The organism is Leuconostoc sp. DB-1 (assembly GCF_013414845.1).
Lineage (GTDB): Bacteria > Bacillota > Bacilli > Lactobacillales > Lactobacillaceae > Leuconostoc > Leuconostoc mesenteroides.
Window position 1 is genome coordinate 1,884,934 of record NZ_JABFNJ010000001.1, and the last position, 17,716, is coordinate 1,902,649.

Here is a 17,716-nt window from a genome sequence, read left to right on the forward strand (position 1 = left end):
TTAGAGTGATTGTGTAGAGAGCTAACGTGAGGTGAAAGTTAGCATCATAAAAATTTGGAAAATGGTCTTGGAGTTAAATTGATATGAGCTTAATGTGAGTAAATGTCATTCGGGTGCGCCCGTTATCGCGTTAAGGTATATTTCTTTTGATGTACCTGTCAAGTATAAAGTAGTGATACTTTATAGAATTTGGGTGGTAACACGAGTTTTTCGTCCCATAATCTTTGTAGACAAGGCAAAGATTATGGGACTTTTTTATTGTCGTATGTAGAAAAAATAATGGAGAATGGTCTATGACAAACAAATTAAATAACATCTTATCAGAATTGAAAGAATTTCAGTGGGTTGATTTAACCCATACATTTGGGCCTGATAGCCCGCACTTCCCAGCGTTCGCTGCCGCAAAATTTGAAACACTTTTTACACATGATGATGGTTTTTTCGTGAAACAGTATACCTTCCCAGGTCAGTATGGTACGCATATTGATCCACCGGTACATTTCGAGAAAAATCAGAATGTATATGACTCAGATATTGATCTGAAAGACTTTTTACTACCGTTAGTAGTCATTGACAAATCAAGTGAAGTAGCAAGTAATGCAGATTATATTTTAACAGTGGAAGATATTAAGCAGTGGGAAAAGGAGCATGGCACCATTCCACCAAAAGCTTTTGTAGCGTTACGAACAGACTGGTCAAAGCGTTGGCCATCACAAGAACAATTTGAAAATAAGGATGATAATTTACAAAATCATTATCCTGGCTGGTCTTTGGAAGCACTTAAATATATTTATGAAGAGCGTCAAGCAATAGCAAATGGACATGAAACTTTCGATACTGACCCTGCCATTTTACAACCAGAAAAAGGGTTTGAAGGTGAATATTATGTATTGAGTAGTGGCCATTATCAAATTGAACTATTGGCTAATTTGGACCAAGTGCCGGCCACGGGCGCTTTAATTTCAATATCAGTGCCGAAAGTTGAAAAATCTCCTGGATTTCCAGCTCGAGTATTTGCCATAGTTCCCGAGGAGGTTTGATATGGCAGAGAATAAAATAACATTATCACGATCACTTTCCACAAAAGATTTGGTTGTTTACGGCATTATATTCATGATCCCAGTAGCGCCTATCGCCTTTTACGGTTCATTTCTATCGCCAGCCCATGGTATGGTGGCGCTAGCTTATCTAATCGGAATGATTGCTATGTTATTTACTGGATTTAGTTATGCTAGCATGGCTAGTGAGTTTCCTTACTCTGGTTCGGTGTATACTTACGTTCAAAAAGGAACAAATCCTGTGTTAGGTTTTCTATCAGGATGGGGTATAACGCTTGATTATATTTTAATTCCCGTTATAACCTATCTTATCAGCGCGTCTTTCGGTCAGTCATTGTTGCCGGCTGTTCCTTTCTGGGTTTGGATTCTAGGCATAGCCATATTTAATACAGTTATCAATTTATTAGGGATTAAAGTTGTATCGAAATTCAGTTGGTTACTTTTTGGGTTACAGGGCGTGGTTTTAATAGCTTTCATCGTGGGGACTATTGTTGCCTTAGCGAATGGTACAGTTAGTTTTAATGTCAGTTCGTTTTATAATGCTAGTCATTTTGATTTGTCCGGAGTTGTTCAAGCGACTGGGATTGTTATTGTCAGTTATTTAGGTTTTGATGCCATTAGTACTTTATCAGAAGAAGCTAACGATCCAACTAAATCAATTGGAAAAGCGATTGTGTTGTCAATTATTTTAATCGGCTCATTATTCGTCATCGTTACATTCTTTGCAGGTTTTGTTGCACCAAATTATAGTGAATTAAATCCAGATACAGCATTTTTAACTATTTTGGGAAAAGTGGGTGGTAGCTGGTTAGTGCATTTAGCTGAATTCACTTTAGTTTTGTCATTTGGTTTGGCGGGTGGTCAAGAAGGGCAGACCGCGGTATCAAGAATTTTGTATTCAATGGGACGAGACGGTATTTTACCAAAGCGCTTATCCTACTTGCATCCCCGTTATAACACGCCGTGGGTTGCCATTATACTTGTGGGGATTGTATCTGTTGCCCTTTCCCTATCATTATCGTTAACCACAGTATCAAATTTAATTAGCTTTGGCGCCCTATTTGGTTTTTTGTCATTAAACATAGCTGTTATTTGGCATTTTTATATCAAGCGTCCTGATAAAAATATTGAGTCGTTTGTAAAGTATTTAGTGTCACCCTTCATTGGGTTTTCAGTGAGTTTGTGGATATTTTTGAGTTTAGCTCTTGAAGCAAAATTAACTGGGTTATTTTGGTTAATCATTGGACTCGTTATTTTAGTATATAAAACGAGTATTTTTAAAAAACCTGTACCCCAGTTTGATTTTTCAGAATAAATTTTCAATGCTAATGATACAAACTTTATGTAAAGAGACAGGGGTAGTAAATGTCAAAGAAAGTAGCAATTATTACAGGCAGTGGTAGAGGAATAGGAAAAGCAATTGCTGAGAGACTCGCGACAGAAAATTATTACGTTGCAGTAGTCGACATTGATGAATCTAGTGCTAAATATGTGAGTGATAGTATCAACGCTATTAAGGAAAACCAAGCCAAATATTATGTTTTAGATGTTGCTGATCGAAAATCAGTTTTTGATTTGGTTGATAAAGTAGTAGCTGATTTTGGGCGGCTAGATGTATTTGTTAATAACGCAGGGATTGCCTACATTGATAGCATTATCGATAGTGATCCGGAAAAAGTTGAGCGGTTGTTTGATGTTAACCTTAAGGGCACTTTTTGGGGAATCCAGGCGGCTGCAAAACAGTTGAAAAAGCAAGGGAGTGGCGGAAGGATAATCAATGCTGCTTCACTGGCTGCAGTGGAAGGATCTGCACTACAAGGCGCATATTCAGCTTCCAAATTTGCCATTAGAGGATTAGGTCAATCTGCGGCAAAAGAACTCGCAAAATATAATATCACTGTAAATGCTTATGATCCGGGTATTGTTATTACACCTTTGCGCGATTATATTGATCAGCGAACAGCACAAATTAAAAACACAACAGCTGAGATTCAAAGGCAAAGTGTTGTCAATGAAATTGCGTTAGGAAGAGCGGCTTTGCCTGATGATGTAGCCGATGTTGTATCATTTTTGGTTTCACAGCAGGCAAAGTATATTACTGGGCAATCGATTTTAATTGATGGTGGTATGAGATTTCATTGATGTTTTGTAAGTATTTCTAATAAAAAGTACAGGAAAGAGAATTTGAGATGGTAAAAAAGAAAACGGTAGTTATAGCAGCTGTTGTGGCAGGAATTGTTATTGTAGCAGGTGTGATTATTCATAGAAACACGGCGCAAACAACCGATAAGACGGAAGTGACGGTCGGATCAATAGGATCGGATGCCCAAATTTGGGAATATATTGCAAAACTACCAGAAACCAAAAAAGAAAATATCACTATCAAGGTTAAGAACTTCACTGATGGGGTTTCACTAAATGCAGCGACTGCACAAGGGAAAGTGGATGTTAATGCCTTTCAATCATACGCATATTTTGTGGCTTATAACAAGAATAATAGCTCGAACAAGTTGAGTGTTTTAGGGACGACATACTTAGAGCCTATGGGCATTTACTCTGAAAAATATGATTCTATCGACGATATTCCAGATGGTTCAACAATTGCTATTGCTAACAATGCAGCTAACACGGCACGTGGATTGAAACTGCTGGCAAAAGCAGGATTAATAACATTAAAAGATAATTTTGGTAGTCTTTCTGGCGTTAATGACATTAAAAACAACCCACACAACTTCAAGTTTAAAGAAATTGATGATACGACCGGGCCACGAGTGATTAAAGACAATTCGATTGCCGCTGCACTTATTGGAAATACAATCGCATTAGAAGGCAAACTGAATGTTTTGAAAGATTCACTTTACTACGAAAAAATTAACCAATCAACAAAGGACAATATTAATATTCTAGCCACAGCAGAAAAGAATAAGAATAATGCTAGATTTAAAAAGTTAGTTAAGTTGTATCATAGTAAAGCAGCTCAAAAATATATTAACAAAAAGTTTGATGGGACTAAAATCGAAGTTCAAAAGTCTGTCTCTTATTTAGCTGACTAGTTTATCATTAGAATTTTCAAAAGTAAGGAGTTAACATGGCTGAAATTTATGATTTGATTGTTATAGGAACTGGTTCTGTTGGCTCTAGCACTGGTTATTATGCCGCTAAGAGAGGGTTAAGTGTTTTGGAAATTGATTCCGCCACACCGCCACATACTAATGGATCACACCATGGCGAAACTAGGATGATTCGCCATGCTTATGGTGAAGGTTCATCTTACGTACCTCTTGTATTGCGTGCGCAAGAACTATGGAACGAACTAAAAAGAGACACACAAGTTGACATATTTCATCAAACAGGAGTGCTGAATATAGCACCTAAGCAATCGATCTTTTTAAATAATATCATAACTTCTGCTGAAAAATATGAGTTACCGATCGAAGTATATGATGCTTCTGAAGCCAGAAAAAAGTGGCCACAATTTACAATACCTGATCAATTCAGGGCGGTTTTAGAAAAGAACTCTGGCTATTTGAAATCAGAACTAGCTATTGATACGTATGTTAAAGAAGCTAAACGGTTGGGCGCTCATGAACAATTTAACACGCAGGTCATTTCGGTTGATAATGATGATAATGGATTTGTTCATGTGACCACAAATGCAGGTACATTTATAGGGAAATCGGCTGTTATAACTGTTGGTACTTGGGTTAAAGATCTGATACCCAACCTACCCATTCAGCCAGTTAGAAAAGTTGTTTCGTGGTTTGAAGCACCAAAACAGCTGGCAGAAGAGATCGGTTTTCCAGCATTTACAATTCAACTCGGTGACGGTACACATTATTACGGTTTTCCAGCCAATAAAGGGCTCATTAAAATAGGTCGACACCAGGGAGGGCAATATATCACGAAGCGAGAAGAACGACTTGACTTCGATGCCCTTAATGAGGATAGAACAGAAATAGAACCTTTGTTAAACAGTGTCTTGAAAACTGTTGGTAACTTGGATCATGGTGTGGCCTGCAGTTATGATTTGTCACCGGATGAACACTTTATCGTTGACGATTTACCAGGAAAGAAAAATATTCAGTTTGTTTCAGGATTAAGTGGTCATGGTTTTAAATTTGCTAGTGTGTTAGGCGAAACATTGGTTGCCAAAGCGTTAAATGAAACATTGGATTTTGACCTCTCACCATTTTTGTTATCGCGGTTTAATTCATAAGAAAATATTGAAATGCTTTAGTAAAATTAAATGATGGCGTGAAAAAAAGCAACTACTAATTTAAGTAGTTGCTTTTTCAATGTTCATGATAAATTTATAACAGTTAAAAATTTTGCTGAATAAGCATAAAATTGCTAAAATAGAGGGTATGCAAAATCAGAAGAATTTTCTAACTGAACTATTAGTTACCGGACTTGGCGGTGCCATTGGTGGGGCTACGCGGTATCTTTTGGGATTAGTTCCAATAATTGGACCAATGCCAGTAATGACGATGTTAATTAATTGGCTTGGTACTTTGCTATTAGCAATGTTGGGCGCCTATCTAGCGATTCATCGCAGTCGGTTAGAGCGGTGGCAGTCTTTCCTTGGTACTGGTGTTTTAGGTGGATTCACGACATTTAGCACCATGATTTGGCAAGTACATCAACAGTTATTCATTAGCGTAGCCAATGCTTTAGTTTATATGATATTAACTCTTGGTGGTGGTCTTATCATGTTAAAATTGGGTAACTACTTTGGCAACAAGATCGGTGAGGCACATGTATGACAATACTAGGGGTAGCCATTGGTTCGGCATTAGGTACAATGCTGCGGTATATTGTTCTGAATACGTGGCCAGCTAAGTCGAAATACTTTACTGCCGTATTCATTGTTAATATGGTTGGCAGTTTCGCGCTAGGTTATCTTATGGCTACAGGCGCAACCTACGCGATGCATAGCTTTTGGACGACGGGTGTAATTGCGGGGCTAACGACTTTTAGTACGATGATGACACAAAGCGGTCAATACACTCGTGGCCAACAAGCTTGGTACTTAGCTTGGCAAATCATTTTTGGTATGATTTTCTTTAGTGCAGGAACTGCGCTAATCACGATATTATGAAAGAATACCAAATTAAGTTGAACATATTAATGAGGACAAAATAATGAGTAAAATAGCAGTTATTATTGATTCATCTTCGGCAATGCCAGTAGCTATTCGCAACCGGTATCATATTTTTCAAGTGAATGATCCCATTATTTTTGGGGATGAAGTCTACAAGGAGACTGTGGATATTCATAGTTTGGGTGAACTTGTTAAAATGATGCAAGAAAAAAAGCAATTGGCCTCCACATCTCAACCGGCCCCTGGCGATTGGGAAGAAGCGCTGAACTTAGCTAAAGCATCCGGTTACAATCAGGCCATTTTGATTACGCTTTCATCTGGTATTTCAGGCACCTATCAAACAGCTAATGCAATTGCGCAATCATATGACGGTATGGATGAAGTTCGCGCGTGGGATTCAAAAATAGCAGTAATGGGTGCCGGTGTGCAAGCTATATTAGCAGCTGCCATGGCGGAGAAAAACCGTTCACTTGATGAAATTATTACATCATTAGAACAACTACGATCAACCATTGACGTTCGCTTCGTTGTCAATGATATTTCACATTTACAACGCACAGGTCGCTTATCACGCGGCCAAGCTTTAATTGGTGGTTTGTTGAATATCAAACCAATTTTGTCCATTGATGTTCAAGACGAAGGGAAAATAGGAGCTGTTGGCAAGGCACGCAAGATGAGTGGGGCTTTAAAAGAAATAAAAGAACCATTACGTCAGTCATTAGCAGAAGCTGATTATCCTGTTCGGGCCTATGTAATTGATGGTAATAACACGAAGTTAGGCGATAAATGGTTGAAAGATTTACAGTCTGAATATCCTACCGTTAAATTTGAACGTGGTGTGATTGGTGCATTTATTGGCGTACATACAGGCGATGGCGCCATGGGTGTAATCTGGGCACGTGATTGGGAAGATTTAATTTAATCGGTAATAAAAACCAGTATCAACCAAAATTGGTGCTGGTTTTATTGTATAATTAAGAATAGAATAATTTACGGGGTTTACTAATGCAACGATCAAGACGTTTTCAAATTGTTTATGAAGTGCTCAACGCGGTCACGCACGGATTTGGGTTCATTTTAGCTGTGATTGCCGGTGTAATGTTGATGATTCATGTGTTGAGCAAACCAGTTACCGCATTGACTTTAACTGCGGTTATCATCTATATTAGTACGGTTGGTTTTTTTCTACTTGCCTCAACGCTATTTCATTCGCTCGTGTTTACCCGTGCGGCAAAAATCTTTCAATTTTTTGACCATGCAGGCATATATCTTGTTATCTTAGGTAGTTACACGCCCTACACATGGTTATTGATTAAGGGCTGGGTTGGCTGGACTATTTGGGGCGCTATTTTAGCAATGACGATTGCCGGATTTGTTTATGATTTATTTTTTGTTGGACGATGGCCTTGGGTATCGGTGACGATTTATCTGGTCATGGGGTGGTTGATTATTCTAGCAATGCCTATTCTTTGGGGCGTTTTGTCGCATACCGCCTTCTGGTTACTTGTTGCTGGAGGCTTGACCTATTCGGCGGGAACTATTTTTTATCTTATTCCTAAAATTCCAATGGGTCATGTTTATTGGCATCTCTTCGTCTTAGGTGGCGCTGGATTAATGTTTGCTAGTATCTACATTTCTTTGTAAAAGCCGTTAGGCTTTTTTTTATGACTATTTTCAAAATAATGATTACTTTATTAAAGTTAGTTGGTTGCGTAAATAAACTAACGGTTGTATAATGTATTTGTTGTAAGCGCTTCCAATATAAAAATAAAAGTAAGGAGAAATCATGTTGAAACGTAAACCTATCTCAAATAATTTTATTTATTTTTTTGGAGCCCTTGGTGGCCTCCTATTCGGATATGACACGGGTGTAATATCTGGTGCTATGTTATTCATCGGAAAAGAATTAGAAATTCAGACAGGATCTTTTGAAGATGGATTCATTACGGCGTCTGTATTGCTTGGTGCCATTCTTGGTGCCGCAATTATAGGTCCAATGTCTGATAAACTAGGCAGGAAAAAACTTCTTTTATCAGCAGCGATAATTTTCTTTGTAGGTGCTTTGGGATCTGGAATTGGTTTTAATTACACACTACTGGTCACTTCGCGGGTATTGTTGGGTATCGCAGTTGGAGCGGCTTCAGCATTGATTCCAACTTATCTGGCAGAATTATCTCCTGCAGACAAACGTGGCGGAATAGGAACCTTATTTCAATTAATGATCATGACGGGAATATTTCTTGCCTATGTTTCAAATGAATGGCTTTCTCCAAGTGGGTGGTTAGGACTCGATCAAAATGTCGGATGGCATTGGATGCTTGGATTAGCAGCAGTGCCGGCTGCCCTGTTATTTATCGGCGGTCTTTCGCTTCCAGAGTCGCCACGTTTCCTAGTCAAACAAGGAAAAATGAGTGAAGCCCAAAAGGTCTTATCAACCATGAATCCAAACGCAAAACTTGTAGAAGAAGAGTTATATGATATTAAACTACAAGCGAACACACCTTCCGGTGGTTTCAAGGAACTATTTGGTCCCATGGCACGGCCAGTGTTAATAATGGCTTTAGGACTGGCCATTTTTCAACAGGTTATGGGATGTAACACCGTATTATATTACGCACCAAAAATATTCATTTCTGCGGGGTTTAGTGAACATTTTGCACTCCAATCACATATTGTTATCGGATTATTTAACGTGATTGTTACCGCGATTGCGGTTAAAATAATGGATAAAATAGATCGAAAGAAAATGCTAACCTATGGTGCTATTGGTATGGGTGCATCGCTGTTAACGATGTCAACAGCGATGCTTGTTCTTCGAGCGGGAAATGGTAATGTTGGTTCATGGATATGTGTCATTGCTTTGACGCTCTATATTGCTTTCTTTTCGGCTACTTGGGGACCAGTTATGTGGGTTATGATAGGAGAGGCATTTCCACTTAATATACGTGGACTTGGTAACTCGTTTGGTGCCGTTATAAACTGGACAGCTAATTTTGCTGTGTCACAGTCATTTCCTATGCTTTTAATCGCTTTTACACCAGATCATGCTATTAATGCAGAGGGGCAAGGGATTGCTAAGCTCTTTATCATTTATGGTGTTTTGTGCTTTGTTGCTATTTGGTTTATTGCTAAATTTACAATCGAGACTCGTAATCGTTCATTAGAATCTATCGAATCAGACTTGAGATCAAAAGCCCATGCAAAAGGCTATCTGGAGAGTGACTATGTTGGGATAAAATAGCTGAACTCATACGTATTCTGAATTTTTACTCATTAAACCTATGCGCATCAAGCAAATATTTTGTACTGATGCGCATAGGTTTTTTAGTTTAAACATTCATTGCTTCATATTCCGGTGTTTGGACGCCAACTTGAAAGCATGTGTCGGTTACCGTACAATGGAGGTACTGTTAAAACTAATAGAAAACTATTTGAGGGCATTTCAGATGAAAAAGTCAGATCATCTAACTATTCGTGATCATAATCAGCGCTTAGTTTTACAAGCGCTTTTTAATGCTGACGAAACATCCCGGGCGCAATTAGCTATTGATTTAAACTTAAATAAATCGACAATCAGCTCTATTTACCGCGATTTGGATGAGAAAGGCTTTATTGAAAGCCTTGGTGATGGTGAAACTTCCGAGACGGGAGGCCGTAAAGCAAAGCTGATTCGGTTTAATCGACGTTATGGGTACGTCATTTCTTTTGATATGGGGCGACATCATTTGCGGACAGCACTGGTTCAGGTTGGTGGAGCAGTGATTATGAAACAAAATACTGCTGTGGACGGCATGAGCGTATTACAAGTAACTGAGCTAATGATATCTCAGATTAAAAAGTATAAGAATAATAAAAATGGTACCTTGAACGGGCTGATGGGAATATCAGTTGGTATCCATGGTGTCGTTGAAAATAACAAGGTACAATATTCCCCTTTTTTCGATTACTCACAACTAGACATGGCAGTAGAACTTGAAAACGTCAGTGGCGTACGTGTGGTTTTGGAAAACGAAGCCAATTTTGCGGCCACCTATATGCGCGATTATCATGATTATCGCAAGTCTGATCATTATAATAATATGGTTGTTTTAAACATTCACTATGGGATTGGCGCTGGGATTATAATTAATGGTGAGTTGTATCGAGGGATACAGGGTCGAACCGGTGAGATAGGTCGTAGTGTGATTGAAACAAGTACAGGTGAGACAGTTAGAATTGAAGATTTATATTCTGAAGATGCTATGTTACGAAGAACTGCCGAACGAACTGGGTTGATTGTTCAAGATAGGGATCGATTCATTCAACTGAGAAAAGAACAACCAGAGACTGTTAGTTTGTTGCTTGATGAGTGGGTTCGTGGTATTTCACGAGTGGCATTTAATTTAGTGCAAACACTGGCACCGGAAGCTTTATTCATTCATTCACGTTTTATTGCTGAAATGCCTGACTTATTAGAGCGCGTGATTGTGGCTTATCAAATGTTAAATCCAATCAATCAGTCCGAGATATTATTTGCAAATCACTCAGTATACGATGCAACATTATTAGGTGGAGCATCGAGCATTGCCAGAGAAGTATTAGATTTAGACGGTTTGTCGCTTAGTTTTAGGCTATAATCTTTTTGTGAAGCAGGACAGTAACTACGCTGTCCCTGTTTTTTTATAATTGTTGCGTTAATGGACTCGGTTAATAAGCTTGCATAAATTAATGAAAGCGTATACAATTATCATAGTTGGTTGGTGTAACCAACTATGATAATTGTATTAAATTAATACAGGAGGATAAGTACAATGGCAGAACTTTTTGATTTTCCCCAAGTAACATTTGTAGGAACACAATCGTTACAAGCGGGTGATGGATTTCATTATTATAACCCAGATGAAGTAGTTAAAGGTAAGAAAATGAGTGACTGGCTAAAGTTTTCAGTGACTTATTGGCATACAATGGATCAACGCTTAGTAGACCCATTTGGTGAAGGAACAGCAGTCCGGCCGTGGGACAATCAAGGTAAACCAGATTCAATGGAGCAAGCATTAGCGAAGGTTGATTATTTGTTTGAGTTTTTGGAAAAAACTGACGTTAATTACTTTGCCTTTCATGATCGTGATCTTGCACCTGAAGGGAATACACTTGCCGAAACAAATAAAAATTTAGATCAAGTTATTGACAAAATTGAACAAAAAATGCATGAAACAGGTAAAAAACTTTTATGGAATACTTCATCACTATTTACGAATAAACGTTTTTTGGCTGGTGGCGCAACTACACCATTTGCTGAGGTATTTGCTTATGCAGCTGGACAAATTAAGCATTCATTAGATATTGCCAAGCGCTTAGGATCAGAATCATATGTTTTCTGGGGCGGACGAGAAGGCTACGACTTTCTATTAAATACTGACACCAAACGTGAATTAGACCATATTGCAGCATTCTTTAAGCTAGCTAAGGATTATGCAAATGAAATTGGTTATCAGGGACAATTCTTGATTGAACCCAAGCCCAAAGAACCAACACAGCATCAATATGATTTTGATGTGCAAACAACAATTGCTTTCTTGAAAACTTATGGATTAGAGGATACATTCAAGTTGAACTTGGAAGGCAATCACGCCTACTTAGCTGGTCACACGTATGAGCATGAAGTGAGATTTGCGCGAGAGGCTGGTTTGCTAGGGTCATTAGATGCTAACATGGGTGATAAGCTCACTGGTTGGGACATTGATGAATTTCCAAATGATGTTTATGAGGCGACCTTAGTAATGTATGAATTCTTGAAAAACGGGGGTCTACCAACTGGTGGTTTGAATTTTGATTCGAAAGCACGCCGTCAAAGTTTCCAAGCTGACGATTTGTTCTACGCGCATATTGCTGGTATGGATACTTATGCTGCTGGCTTGAAAGTTGCTGCTAAGCTAATTGATGACCAAGTGATTGAAAATGTTCTGAAAGAGCGGTATGCTTCATTTGATTCGGGTATTGGCGCTGATTTTGAAGCTGGGAAAGTTACCTTAAAAGAATTGGCCACCTATATTGAAAATAAAACAGATGAAGAAATCAACGCAACCCTCAAGTCAGGTCGCCAAGAACGAATCAAACAAACATTGAATAATTACATTTTTTCTGTACTTGGATCTTAAGATTTGAATGTGTCTTAAGACATTCAAATTGGTACGAGTAGTATAAATATTTTCAAAAGAGACTAGTTTAAACTGGTCTTGTACATAACACGGGTGAACTGTGTTGGGTTATCTTAGTAAAGATGAACAGAAAGTGGAGGCTAGACATGACAAAGGTAGTGCTTGGTATTGATCTTGGTACCTCAGCAGTGAAAGTATCAGCGGTTGATCGGCGAGGGAACATTGTTGCACAACAAAGCTTTGATTATCCTGTTACACAACCACAAGTTGGTTGGTCAGAACAAAATCCTGAAGATTGGGTCAATGGAACAACTGTTGCAATTGTTAATCTGATTTTAAAAGATCATATTGCGCCAACAGAGATTGAAGGAATTTCTTATTCTGGGCAAATGCATGGGCTTGTCTTGCTAGATGAAAACCATCAGGTACTGCGACCAGCAATTTTATGGAATGATACACGCACCAGCGCACAAGTAGAGGAAATTAAGAATAAACTAGGTGAAAAATTTCTTGATATTACCAGAAACTATCCTCTAGAAGGTTTTACTTTACCAAAAATTTTATGGGTTAAGGAGGAGGAGCCAGAAATTTTTAAGCAAGCGGATCTTTTCTTACTACCTAAAGATTATTTACGATATCGTATGACTGGTAAATTAGCCATGGATTACTCTGATGCAGCTGGAACGGTTGTCTTAAATGTTACTAAAAAGTGCTGGTCAACAGATATTGCAGAAGCGTTTGACTTACCATCATCTTTTTTCCCTGATCTCATTGCGTCAACTGATTTTGCTGGTCATATTTCAGAATCTTACGCGACATTTTCCGGATTGACGACACAAACTAAAGTATATGGTGGGGCGGCTGATAACGCCGCTGGGGCAATTGGAGCGGGTTTGCTCAAATCAAACATGGTCATGTCTTCCATTGGAACGTCAGGTGTGGTTGCAAAGTTTGAAGATAATGCTGATATAGACTATCATGGAGAAATTCATTTCTTCAATCATGCTATTCCTAACAAGTATTATTCCATGGGCGTGACGTTAGCAGCTGGTGACGCCAATTCTTGGTTTAAGCGTGTTTTTGGTGAAACACAAAGCTTTTCAGCATGGTTACGTGAAGCTGAACAATCAAGTGTAGGTGCCAATGGTTTATTGTTTACACCTTATATATCAGGGGAGCGAACGCCATATCCTGATGCAGATATCCGTGGAAGCTTCTTAGGACTTGATCGCAAACATCAACGAGGCGACTTTATCCGTGCGGTTTTGGAAGGCATAATCTTTAGCTTCAAGGATATTATGACAATTTATGACCAACAAGGGGTTGACTTTGACACGATTATTGCCATTGGTGGCGGTGCAAAGTCACCACTATGGTTACAAATACAAGCTGACATATTTGGAAAGCGGGTCACAACGCTAGAAAATGAGCAGGGACCGGGATTAGGCGCCGCAATAATCGCAGCCACAGGATTGGGCTGGTTTGACAGTGTGCAAGAAGCTGCACAATCCTTCCTATCGTTTGGAATGGTTTACGAACCGAAGGCAGAAAATGTTTTGAAGTATCAGCAAATGTACAGCATTTATCAAACGGCATATCGTTCAACTGCAGAAATATCACACAAATTAGTTTCTTATCAGCGTAAAATCAGTTCTTAATTGAAAAAGAAGTTTATAAGGTTCTTATTTTAAATACACGGACAGAGGTGTATTTATCATAGGAACTTTTAGGTTGAAAATATACTACGTTTTCTCAAATAGTAATTATCAAATCAAAAAAACCACTAAACAATTGTTTAGTGGTTTAATAGTGGTCAGCCAGGGGCTCGAACCCTGGACCCACGGATTAAGAGTCCGTTGCTCTACCAACTGAGCTAGCTGACCATAATGTCGTGTTTCACAACATCAAATATAATACCATGTGAAAATACAAAATGCAATAGCTAAGTATGATAAAATGAATATATTCTATATTGGAAGGAGATGCGTGGACTTTTGCACCATTTGTTCACGCTCTATTAGCATGTTTGATCTTATCAAAGCAATAATTATTGGTATCATTGAAGGCCTGACGGAGTTTTTACCAGTCTCTTCAACTGGACATATCATCTTAGCAGAAGCATTGATGAAAATTCCTAGTGGCAACGTTTGGACGAAGGCGTTTAGTTCAGTATTTGATTATTCGATTCAATTGGGAGCAATCTTTGCGGTTATTCAATTGTACTTCGACAAGTTGAATCCGTTTTCATCTAAAAAAACAGATCATGAAAAATTCCAAACTTGGCGTTTGTGGATTCGAGTAATCGTTGGTGTATTACCAGCCATTGTGTTTGGATTTGCATTAAATGACTTTATGGATGCACATTTGATGAATTTCTGGGTTGTGTCAGCAACACTTATCATTTATGGTATTGCGTTTATTGTGATTGAGAACCGTCAAAAAAGCATTGTACCGGTAATTACTAATGTAAACCAAATTACTTTTAAACTAGCATTGTATATTGGTTTGTTTCAAGTGCTGTCAATCGTTCCCGGTACATCACGTTCGGGAGCAACTATCTTGGGTGCTATTATCTTAGGAGCATCGCGATTCGTGGCTGCAGAATTTTCATTCTTCTTGTCAATTCCGGTTATGTTCGGTGTGACTTTCCTTAAGATGGGCTCATTCTTTAGAGATGGTGGTTCATTCACGGGCATGCAAAGCATAGTAATGCTTGTTGGTTTCATCGTATCTTGGATTGTTGCTTGGTTTGCTATTAAGTTTATGATGAACTATATTAAGAATAATGATTTCAAGGTATTCGGTTACTATAGAATTATTATAGGCGCTATTTTCTTAGTTTTCGGTATTCTTGGCATCGTGGGGTAATAAAAAGCACAGGCAATGGCTTGTGCTTTTTTTGTTTCATATTTTTATTCATAAAAAAATATTTAAAATTAAAATAAAAAGTGATTGACATGAGAAAATGCATAGTATATAATTAGTTCAACATATAACGTTGAAAAGATAAGTACTTGTCAAAATGATTGTATAGAGAGCTAATGTTTGGTGAAAGTTAGTATCAGGATGGCTAGGAAAATGGTCTTGGAGTTAATAGTGATGTGAGCAATAAGGTTTGTAAATATCATTCGGGTACACCCGTTACAGTGTCAGAGTATCGAAAGCATTGTCTTTTCTGTACTTGGTAAGTGTGTACTAGTGATAGTATGCAGAAAACGGGTGGTAACACGGTAACTTCGTCCCGCAGCTTTGATTATTCAAGGCTGCGTTTTTTTGTTGTATGAAATAAAGGAGAAATTGATATGCGCTATTTGTTAACTAAAAATATATTAGTTAGATTAAAGGGCTTAGGCATAGCTCATAGCCGAATGTGATTCTGTTTATTAACTTTAAATTAATATCATTAAGGAGATCACATGGAAAGCACGGGAAAATTATCCTTTACTAATAATTACAACTACGTTCCAGCGAGTTTTTGGTATCATTTTTCGGCAGCCTCAGGTGTAGAGCTGGATGCTTTTAAAAATCCTGAGATTATTGAAGGTAATATTTTAGGTACTAAGAAGTTAGTTGAGACAACCTCACCAGATTTTGTGAAATTAATGAGCGACGGCCTGTTTCATTACGAATTTAATTACCAAGATGCTGATGATAAAAGGGTAGTTTACGCTAATTTATCACCAATAGCGGATAATCATCCATGGTTGATAAAAACAGCAGATTTAGTTAGACGGCAAAAGCAGGTCATCGGTGAGCGAGCTTCATTTTATAATGTTTTTTCACCAACGACGTTACTTAAATGGGCACTAGTTAAAAATCCAGATGGACACTACGATAAAAGTAAAGCCGATGAAAAGCTTGCTAATATTATTTTGACAGATAGTGAAAATGTTCGTCAGGCATTAGAGGTGATTACAATAGATGTAATCAAGCAGGTGAAGGCTGCGGTCAATGCTGGTGCCGATGGGATCTATTATAGTACGCAAGTTATTCAGGATACACGGCTAGGACATGCCGATTTTGATGAATTTGTCGCTGCGACTGATAAACAAGTTCTAAAGGCAGCAAATCAATTGTCAGATACAAATATCTTACATATTTGTGGTAATGGCGGCGCCAGAAATGCAATTTCATGGTTTGAAAATTATCCGGCATCAATTGTTAACTGGTCGGTTGATACGGAAGACATATCTTTACATGAGGGCAAAGAGATCTTCCCAGGGAAAATTGTTCTTGGTGGGTTTGGTAACACTGCGAAAGATGTTTTGTATCGAGGAACACAGTCTGAAATACAACAATTTGCTAAACGTTTAGTTCAGGAAGCTGGTGCCGATAATTTAATTATTGGTGCTAATTGTACGGTTCCCCGGGATATTGATCCTCAACATCTACAGTGGGCGATAGAAGCAGTTCAAAAGGAAAGTGAAGGTTTGAAAAGTTATGAGTAATCAACAAAATGTATTATTAGATTCAACAGAAAAAATACCGGTTAGTTTTTGGCGCCATTTCGCTGATGATGAAACCGTCGACGCATTAGAAAATCCAACAATTGCTACGATTAATATTCAAGGACATAAGGAATATGTTGACGACTTACGTCCAGATTTTGTGAAGTTAATGAGTGACGGTTATTTTAATGTTCCTTTTGACAATGTCACTGATCCTAAAAATATTGATAATTTAAGTAAAATTCAAGAGATACAAGATGATGATCCTTGGCTTACTGAACAAGTCAAATTAGTGCAAGAGCAGAAAAAAGTTATTGGTCAGCGTAGAGGTTTTTATAATATCTTTTCACCAGTGACGATTTTAAAGTGGGCACTCTATGATGCAGAAAGTGAGTTGCCTGCCAAGGGCGATGAACGCTTAACCGAACTGTTTATTCAATACCCGGAGGAAATTAAGCATATTCTAAATGTTCTAGCTAAGAACATTATCAAGCAAGTAAAGGCGGTTGTAGTAGATGGTGGTGCTGATGGAGTCTATTACAGTACACAAGAATTACAGAGTTCAAAATATACTAAAGAATTGTTTGATGGTATACAAAAGAATGTTGATTTAAGTGTTATAGATGCAATTAAGTCTGTTAGTGATATTAGCATTCTTCATATCTGTGGTTTCAGCGGTACAAGTAACCACTTAGAGTGGTTTATAGACTATGACTTGCCAATTGTCAATTGGGCAGTGACAGTGGAAGGTATTTCCCTCCAACAGGGACAACAAATATTTAAAGACAAAGTTGTATTGGGCGGATTTGGTAATACAACAGATGATGTATTATACAACGGGTCTAAAGACGAAATAGAAGCGGCTGTACAAGGATTATTGTCCAACGTTGATAAAAAGCGTGTTATTATCGGTGCGGATTGCACTGTTCCCGCGATATTCCTGTGGATCATTTGAAGTGGGCGATTGCCGCC

16 protein-coding genes, 1 tRNA gene and 2 other annotated features (1 of these 19 cut by a window edge) are annotated in these 17,716 nt (G+C 38.2%); of the genes, 16 read left to right on the plus strand and 1 reads right to left on the minus strand.

Annotation, left to right across the window (positions count from 1 at the left end; all coding sequences use genetic code 11):
- Positions 1–221 (plus strand) — a binding site (T-box leader) (it extends 28 nt beyond the left edge of the window).
- Between the two features lie 72 nt (positions 222–293).
- The 13 genes from HFP47_RS09350 (at position 294) to xylB (ending at position 13,954) form a co-directional block, all read left to right on the plus strand.
- Positions 294–1,040, plus strand: a complete 747-nt coding sequence (locus HFP47_RS09350; protein WP_011679084.1) for a cyclase family protein — start codon at positions 294–296, stop codon at positions 1,038–1,040.
- Between the two features lies 1 nt (position 1,041).
- Complete coding sequence (locus tag HFP47_RS09355; RefSeq protein WP_011679085.1) at positions 1,042–2,373, plus strand: APC family permease; 1,332 nt, start codon at positions 1,042–1,044, stop codon at positions 2,371–2,373.
- A gap of 50 nt (positions 2,374–2,423) precedes the next feature.
- The gene (locus HFP47_RS09360; RefSeq protein ID WP_014324174.1) at positions 2,424–3,200 is read left to right on the plus strand and encodes an acetoin reductase; all 777 of its coding nucleotides are present in this window, start codon (positions 2,424–2,426) and stop codon (positions 3,198–3,200) included.
- 47 nt (positions 3,201–3,247) lie between these two features.
- Complete coding sequence (locus tag HFP47_RS09365) at positions 3,248–4,111, plus strand: MetQ/NlpA family ABC transporter substrate-binding protein (RefSeq protein WP_179876365.1); 864 nt, start codon at positions 3,248–3,250, stop codon at positions 4,109–4,111.
- Positions 4,112–4,146: 35 nt separating this feature from the next.
- On the plus strand, positions 4,147–5,274 hold the full coding sequence (gene solA, locus HFP47_RS09370; RefSeq protein WP_179876366.1) for an N-methyl-L-tryptophan oxidase: 1,128 nt from the start codon (positions 4,147–4,149) through the stop codon (positions 5,272–5,274).
- A gap of 148 nt (positions 5,275–5,422) precedes the next feature.
- Positions 5,423–5,821, plus strand: coding sequence for a CrcB family protein (locus tag HFP47_RS09375; protein ID WP_179876367.1), 399 nt, complete (start codon positions 5,423–5,425; stop codon positions 5,819–5,821).
- Positions 5,818–6,156 (plus strand): CrcB family protein, encoded by a 339-nt coding sequence (locus HFP47_RS09380; protein ID WP_011679090.1) that lies wholly within the window; start codon positions 5,818–5,820, stop codon positions 6,154–6,156. Before HFP47_RS09375 ends, HFP47_RS09380 begins: the two co-directional genes overlap by 4 nt.
- Before the next feature lie 43 nt (positions 6,157–6,199).
- Complete coding sequence (locus HFP47_RS09385; RefSeq protein ID WP_011679091.1) at positions 6,200–7,081, plus strand: DegV family protein; 882 nt, start codon at positions 6,200–6,202, stop codon at positions 7,079–7,081.
- Positions 7,082–7,164: 83 nt separating this feature from the next.
- A complete protein-coding gene (locus HFP47_RS09390) occupies positions 7,165–7,803 on the plus strand; it encodes a hemolysin III family protein (protein ID WP_002815718.1) in 639 nt (212 codons plus the stop codon).
- A gap of 142 nt (positions 7,804–7,945) precedes the next feature.
- Positions 7,946–9,400, plus strand: coding sequence for a sugar porter family MFS transporter (locus HFP47_RS09395; RefSeq protein WP_036089410.1), 1,455 nt, complete (start codon positions 7,946–7,948; stop codon positions 9,398–9,400).
- Positions 9,401–9,605: 205 nt separating this feature from the next.
- Positions 9,606–10,775 (plus strand): ROK family protein, encoded by a 1,170-nt coding sequence (locus tag HFP47_RS09400; protein WP_025267671.1) that lies wholly within the window; start codon positions 9,606–9,608, stop codon positions 10,773–10,775.
- Positions 10,776–10,949: 174 nt separating this feature from the next.
- Positions 10,950–12,296, plus strand: coding sequence for a xylose isomerase (gene xylA, locus HFP47_RS09405; protein ID WP_179876368.1), 1,347 nt, complete (start codon positions 10,950–10,952; stop codon positions 12,294–12,296).
- A gap of 146 nt (positions 12,297–12,442) precedes the next feature.
- Positions 12,443–13,954 (plus strand): xylulokinase, encoded by a 1,512-nt coding sequence (gene xylB / locus HFP47_RS09410; protein ID WP_179876369.1) that lies wholly within the window; start codon positions 12,443–12,445, stop codon positions 13,952–13,954.
- A 152-nt stretch (positions 13,955–14,106) separates the two neighbouring features.
- On the opposite strand, the gene HFP47_RS09415 is transcribed toward xylB, so the two are convergent.
- Positions 14,107–14,179, minus strand: a tRNA-Lys gene (locus HFP47_RS09415).
- A gap of 139 nt (positions 14,180–14,318) precedes the next feature.
- Between HFP47_RS09415 and HFP47_RS09420 the strand changes: the two genes are divergently transcribed.
- From HFP47_RS09420 to HFP47_RS09430, 3 genes are all read left to right on the plus strand, one after another.
- Positions 14,319–15,164, plus strand: coding sequence for an undecaprenyl-diphosphate phosphatase (locus tag HFP47_RS09420; RefSeq protein WP_041775143.1), 846 nt, complete (start codon positions 14,319–14,321; stop codon positions 15,162–15,164).
- A gap of 121 nt (positions 15,165–15,285) precedes the next feature.
- Positions 15,286–15,543: a binding site (T-box leader), on the plus strand.
- Positions 15,544–15,712: 169 nt separating this feature from the next.
- Positions 15,713–16,744 (plus strand): uroporphyrinogen decarboxylase family protein, encoded by a 1,032-nt coding sequence (locus HFP47_RS09425; protein WP_140683012.1) that lies wholly within the window; start codon positions 15,713–15,715, stop codon positions 16,742–16,744.
- Complete coding sequence (locus tag HFP47_RS09430; RefSeq protein WP_257229750.1) at positions 16,737–17,699, plus strand: uroporphyrinogen decarboxylase family protein; 963 nt, start codon at positions 16,737–16,739, stop codon at positions 17,697–17,699. The genes HFP47_RS09425 and HFP47_RS09430 overlap by 8 nt, the downstream gene beginning before the upstream one ends.
- Positions 17,700–17,716 lie beyond the last annotated feature (17 nt).

Bases quoted from the DNA above. Each gene is read 5' to 3' on its own strand.
- HFP47_RS09365 (WP_179876365.1), top strand. From the start codon at position 3,248: ATGGTAAAAAAGAAAACGGTAGTTATAGCAGCTGTTGTGGCAGGAATT.
- HFP47_RS09400 (WP_025267671.1), top strand. From the start codon at position 9,606: ATGAAAAAGTCAGATCATCTAACTATTCGTGATCATAATCAGCGCTTA.
- HFP47_RS09425 (WP_140683012.1), top strand. From the start codon at position 15,713: ATGGAAAGCACGGGAAAATTATCCTTTACTAATAATTACAACTACGTT.
- HFP47_RS09390 (WP_002815718.1), top strand. From the start codon at position 7,165: ATGCAACGATCAAGACGTTTTCAAATTGTTTATGAAGTGCTCAACGCG.
- HFP47_RS09395 (WP_036089410.1), top strand. From the start codon at position 7,946: ATGTTGAAACGTAAACCTATCTCAAATAATTTTATTTATTTTTTTGGA.
- HFP47_RS09430 (WP_257229750.1), top strand. From the start codon at position 16,737: ATGAGTAATCAACAAAATGTATTATTAGATTCAACAGAAAAAATACCG.
- HFP47_RS09420 (WP_041775143.1), top strand. From the start codon at position 14,319: ATGTTTGATCTTATCAAAGCAATAATTATTGGTATCATTGAAGGCCTG.
- HFP47_RS09375 (WP_179876367.1), top strand. From the start codon at position 5,423: ATGCAAAATCAGAAGAATTTTCTAACTGAACTATTAGTTACCGGACTT.
- HFP47_RS09380 (WP_011679090.1), top strand. From the start codon at position 5,818: ATGACAATACTAGGGGTAGCCATTGGTTCGGCATTAGGTACAATGCTG.
- HFP47_RS09355 (WP_011679085.1), top strand. From the start codon at position 1,042: ATGGCAGAGAATAAAATAACATTATCACGATCACTTTCCACAAAAGAT.
- HFP47_RS09360 (WP_014324174.1), top strand. From the start codon at position 2,424: ATGTCAAAGAAAGTAGCAATTATTACAGGCAGTGGTAGAGGAATAGGA.
- xylB (WP_179876369.1), top strand. From the start codon at position 12,443: ATGACAAAGGTAGTGCTTGGTATTGATCTTGGTACCTCAGCAGTGAAA.
- solA (WP_179876366.1), top strand. From the start codon at position 4,147: ATGGCTGAAATTTATGATTTGATTGTTATAGGAACTGGTTCTGTTGGC.
- HFP47_RS09385 (WP_011679091.1), top strand. From the start codon at position 6,200: ATGAGTAAAATAGCAGTTATTATTGATTCATCTTCGGCAATGCCAGTA.
- xylA (WP_179876368.1), top strand. From the start codon at position 10,950: ATGGCAGAACTTTTTGATTTTCCCCAAGTAACATTTGTAGGAACACAA.
- HFP47_RS09350 (WP_011679084.1), top strand. From the start codon at position 294: ATGACAAACAAATTAAATAACATCTTATCAGAATTGAAAGAATTTCAG.